Raw genomic sequence first — 4,995 nt, 5'->3', positions numbered from 1 at the left:
TTTGTGTACTGATACGGCGCACACCGCTATCTACACAGAGTTTTTCGTCGACAGCGTGATTTTTGTATAAGAGACAGTTTATATTGAATGTTATAAAACAAACGATGTTCTTAGGGAAATTTATTTATGCCAATTTTCATCCCCCCCCCCCTAAATCATTAATATTTAATCGCCGTAACTTTAATTTGTAAATTAAGAGAGGGATTGAAATAAATGTCAATGTCCCGCAAATCAACAAAGTTACATATTGCATAGGAGAACCAATAGAAATCTGATCAGGCGGGATAAAGCTCAGAATGAAAGCTAATAGTGTTGCGATTAAACCAGAGCCGGCCACCAACCAAACTCCGAGTTTTCCTCCTGGGATTTTATACGGCCTGACAACTTCTGGTTGGCTATAACGCAACATAATTACCGCACCAAACATAAGTACATACATTAATAAATAAAGAATAGATGCGAGTTGACCTAAAATCTGAAAAGTAGCCTGTACAGATGGAAGACATACCAGCATAGTTGACATTATGGTAACAATTATTGCTTGTAACAATAAAATATTTCGCTGAATACCATTTTTATTACTTTTTATCAGGTTTTTTGGTAAATATCCTAATTCTCCCACTTCATATAATCCACGAGAAGGACCTGCAACTATTACCGTAACTTGGCCGAGAGCGCCAACAGCAACCATCAAAGCAATAATATTTCCCATCCACGGAACGCCGAAATAACTGAACATAGTGTTATAAGATACCAGCAGGCTTTGTACTAAATTAATTTTATGAGATGGAATTATTGCGCTAATTATTAGTGTACCAGATATCAATACAACAACTGCTAGTAATGCACTGATACCTATGGCAGCAGGATAACTACGCGATGCATTATTCAGCTCTCGGACATGTACTGCATTAATCTCCATTCCGGAATAAAATAAAAACACACCAGCTGCCAGAACTAAATTATGGAGATGTGTAATGTTAGGGAACATGCTATCCCAATTTGTAGAAAATTGGACTGGGTGTCCTTTATATATAAAAAAAACACCAAAAAAAATCAAAGCAATAGCAGGGATTAAAGTGCCAAAGATTCCTGCAAATGAACTGATTTTTGAAGCCGATTTTATTCCTTTAAAATTAATAAAAGTAGCAAACCAATAAACGGAAAGCACAACTACTAACGTATATAATGCGTTTCCTGCGAGGATACTGCCTTCACCATGTAATGGTAATGAATACGCTAAAGAAACTGCGGCAAATATTAACATTGTAGGAAAGCATATTGTTGTTGCCAACCATTGAAGAAAAATAGCCACAAGCCCCAAACGGTCGCCAAAAGCCTGGCTAATCCACCTGAAAACACCACCTTTTTGAGGCCAACCTGTAGCAAGTTCGGCAGCGCACAAAGATACGGGAACCAAAAAAAACAAAGCTGCAAACAAATAAAAAAAGACAGAAGTTAACCCATATTCAGCCTCTGCAGAAAGTCCACGAAGGCTCACCACAGTTGTGATGTTCATCATAGCGAATGAACCGGTTCCAAGGCCCGTAGCTATTAAAGATGATTTTGAGATTGATTTTAAATTCATGTTAATTGCCTTTTATTAAAGGGACGCACAAAGCGCCCCTTTGATTAGACTAAAATGTATTTATTGCTGCGTAACTTGTTGCCAAGATGGTTTGCGGAAGGCGTAAATAACAAGAGGGATAGTTACGAATAAAACGGCACCAGATATTAAAATAAGAACATAATTAGTCGGATTGCCAACGGGGATCTGAGAAGGTGGTATAAAGCTCAGGAAGAATGCAATCAAAGCCCCGAAAAAACCTGCTCCAGCGATTACCCACATACCCAGTGCACCGCCCGGTACACGATATGGGCGAGGTACATCAGGTTTTTTATAGCGTAAATATATAGCGGCTGAAAACATCATGATATACATAAGTAAATAAAGAATAGCAGCAAGTTGACCTAAGATCTGATAAGCCGATTGAACAGAAGGTAATACAACCAGAAGGACAGATATGATACTAACCACAATTCCTTGGCATATTAAGATATGCTGCTGAATACCGTGTTTATTTGTTTTTTGAAAAAATTTAGGCAAATAACCGGAGCGGCCAACTTGCAATAAACCTGTTGATGGACCTGCCACGATAGCAGTTATTTGACCAAGAACACCAAATGCAAGCATCGCTGCAACTACCTCACCAAGCCAGTGCAGGCCAAAGTGATCAAATAATGTATTATATGCAATCAATAAACTTTGTACTAAATTTATTTGATGCTTAGGAATTAAAGTTGAAATACACAACGTTCCAAAAATAAATATAACAACAGCAGTTGCTGAAGCACCTATTATTGCCAAAGGATAGTTTCGAGATGGGTTATCAACCTCGACTACGTGAACAGCATTAATTTCCATACCAGCAAAGAAAAGAAAAATAGAAGATGCTAAGACTAGATTATCTAGATTTGTAAGGTTAGGGAAAAACGAAGTTACATTTGCAGTAAAGTGTATTTCGTTTCCGGTAAGGCAATAAATTAATGTCAGAGTCATCAGAATAATTGCAGGGATAATTGTTCCAATTAGTCCACCTAATGTAGTAAGTTTCGCAGAAGACTTTGTACCGCGGAGTGCGAATACGGTTGCAATCCAGTAAACAGATAGCAATATAACAACTGTATATAAACGGTTAGATGCTAAAATTGAATCGGCATCAGGATGTGGTCCAATAAAAGCCAAAGAAACTGCGGCAAAAATCAAAACAGTTGGGAACCATATCGTCGTCGCCACCCACTGTAGGTAAATAGCAACAAAGCCCAATCGATGCCCAAAGGCTTCCCCAATCCATCTAAATACCCCTCCTTTCTGAGGCCATCCTGTTGCAAGCTCGGCAGCAACAAGTGAAACGGGGATTAAAAAAAATACTGCCGCAAAAAGGTAATAAAAGGCAGAGGTTATTCCGTATTCGGCCTCAGAAGGGAGTCCCCGCAAACTAACAACAGTAGTAACATTCATTATTGCTAATGTCATAATACTTAGTTTAGCCGATGATTTTTTTGAAGGTAAATCAGAGACGGAAGCCATAAAACGCTCCTTAATAAATATAATTTATTTTATCGTTGATCTCATTTTTTAGAAAGATAATACAGGTCTTAATTTAGGCCTGTATTATCATTTAATCCTATGTGTTATTTAATGCCTAAAACTTCATTGCGTGCTGTGATAACACAATCAACGACGTGTTGCATTACTTCATGAGTTAAGTGAACATTCATAGGGTAAACTTTTAGAGCAAATACTTTAGCGTCTGAATCACTGTCGTCACTATTGTAGTCGGTGACTCTAAATCCTGTGCTAAAGCTTATATACGGAGTATATTTTCCATTGATTTTTTTACCACCACGGAACCATTCATACAATAAATTACCCACATCCATAGTTAATTTATTATTAGCAATTAATTCTTTTTTATATGATGGGTCTGTCAATTCATTCTGGTATTGCTGATGCCCAATAACACCCTCCGGATAAACACGGAACAGAGTGACTAACCCATAATCATCAGGGTTAACACAAACTGTAGACGCATTGGCATGCAAAACATTTCTCAAGTAATACTGGTTTTCCATAATCCCCCCCATAATAGCCTGGAAACCTTCATACCCGAAAAACTTCATTGTTGCCCAGCCAGCTAGTGCGCCAGTAGCTGCGCGAGAAACCTCTAATGTATAGTCCAGTGGATTATATGGGGAGCGAGGTTGTAAATAAGCAGACCCAGGTCGTTTTAAAATACTTTCAAATTCACCGGCATTACGGTAAACAAAGCAGCTACTCGCATATGGGGTAAATCCGGCCTTATGGAAATCAAAACCGATGGCATCCGCATATTTCATTTCCTGTAATGCATGACAATTAGTACTAATAAAAGGCAGGAGATCTTCAGTGAATTCGAGAGGATTTTTTTCAAAATCATATTTTTTAAAGGCCAGCCATGACCAACTTGTTACTGCATCACAATATAACAGTGCCTTTCCGTAAGGTTCCGCATTAGGGTATTTATCCAGCAAGTCTCGAACTCCTGCCACTGGATCAAATGCGTTAGCGTCGGTGGTTCCCATAGTACAAACAATAGAAGCGATAGGAATATTTTGTGCCTGTAAAGACTTCAGCACATGCTCTAAATCATGTAGATCCATTGCGTTTGTTACAGGGTCAGTTTTGATACGAATAATATTATCCATACCTAAACCAGTCCAGTCAGTACTGTTCAACATGGTGTAGTGAGCTTGCTGAGAACATAATACTTTCGCATCAGTGCGGATACCGGAATGGCGGGAGTTTGGCAAAACGCGAGTAAGTGCATATTTCACATGGTATGTCCAGCAACCAGAACCTCCATAGGTATATACGCAACCTGCATTTTTAGCTTCCCAACCAACAAGGTTTGCAAGCATTCCTGCGCTTTCAAGTTCAGCACGGTGGACATTCCAAGCATATTCACCTTCAAGGATATTAGGTGAAAAAATTTCTGACATAATTGCAGCAACAATAGAAGCTGTGTTTGCTTGAGGAATAACGTTACACATAGCTAACGGATGCCCCCAATTAGGTAGTCCCTCAAATAATTCACTCGTTTGGGTAATAACTTGTTCACTGTCACTCATTTCATCCGACATTTCAATATCTTTAACTTTATCGAAATCGATAGTTAAAGCCGGATTTTTGCCAAGATATGCAGGGCCGTCTGGAGCAGGACGTAATTGGTTAAGTTGTTCAATTGCTTTGGAAATGGATTTTGTTAATGGATCATTATCGTCATTAAATGCAGAAGGGAATGCGGAGCACATTTCATCGCGATATTTTGCCCATTTTTTATTTCCGTTACTATTAGATGAATTCATTTAAGTTTCCTCTTTATGGCATGTAGTATCAATAGTGACTATATATGTTACATCACGTTCATTAATGATTTTTTATAACTCTAAGTT

3 protein-coding genes are annotated in these 4,995 nt (G+C 38.4%); all 3 read right to left on the bottom strand.

Going from position 1 to position 4,995, the window contains the following annotated elements; genetic code table 11:
• Positions 1-136: 136 nt before the first annotated feature.
• Positions 137-1,588 (bottom strand): putative glutamine/gamma-aminobutyrate antiporter GadC, encoded by a 1,452-nt coding sequence (gadC, locus tag GN208_RS17485; RefSeq protein WP_243828502.1) that lies wholly within the window; start codon positions 1,586-1,588, stop codon positions 137-139.
• Between the two features lie 60 nt (positions 1,589-1,648).
• Positions 1,649-3,091: a putative glutamine/gamma-aminobutyrate antiporter GadC gene (gene gadC, locus GN208_RS17480; RefSeq protein WP_243828501.1), complete on the bottom strand. Its 1,443-nt coding sequence runs from the start codon at positions 3,089-3,091 to the stop codon at positions 1,649-1,651.
• 104 nt (positions 3,092-3,195) lie between these two features.
• Positions 3,196-4,908, bottom strand: coding sequence for a pyridoxal-dependent decarboxylase (locus GN208_RS17475; RefSeq protein ID WP_243828500.1), 1,713 nt, complete (start codon positions 4,906-4,908; stop codon positions 3,196-3,198).
• Positions 4,909-4,995 lie beyond the last annotated feature (87 nt).

Origin of the sequence: Morganella sp. HSTU-ASny43 (assembly GCF_022819185.1) — a bacterium.
In the GTDB taxonomy this organism is placed as follows: domain Bacteria; phylum Pseudomonadota; class Gammaproteobacteria; order Enterobacterales; family Enterobacteriaceae; genus Morganella; species Morganella morganii.
The sequence above is the reverse complement of the archived record's forward strand: the minus strand, read 5'-3'. Positions and strand labels throughout refer to the sequence as shown.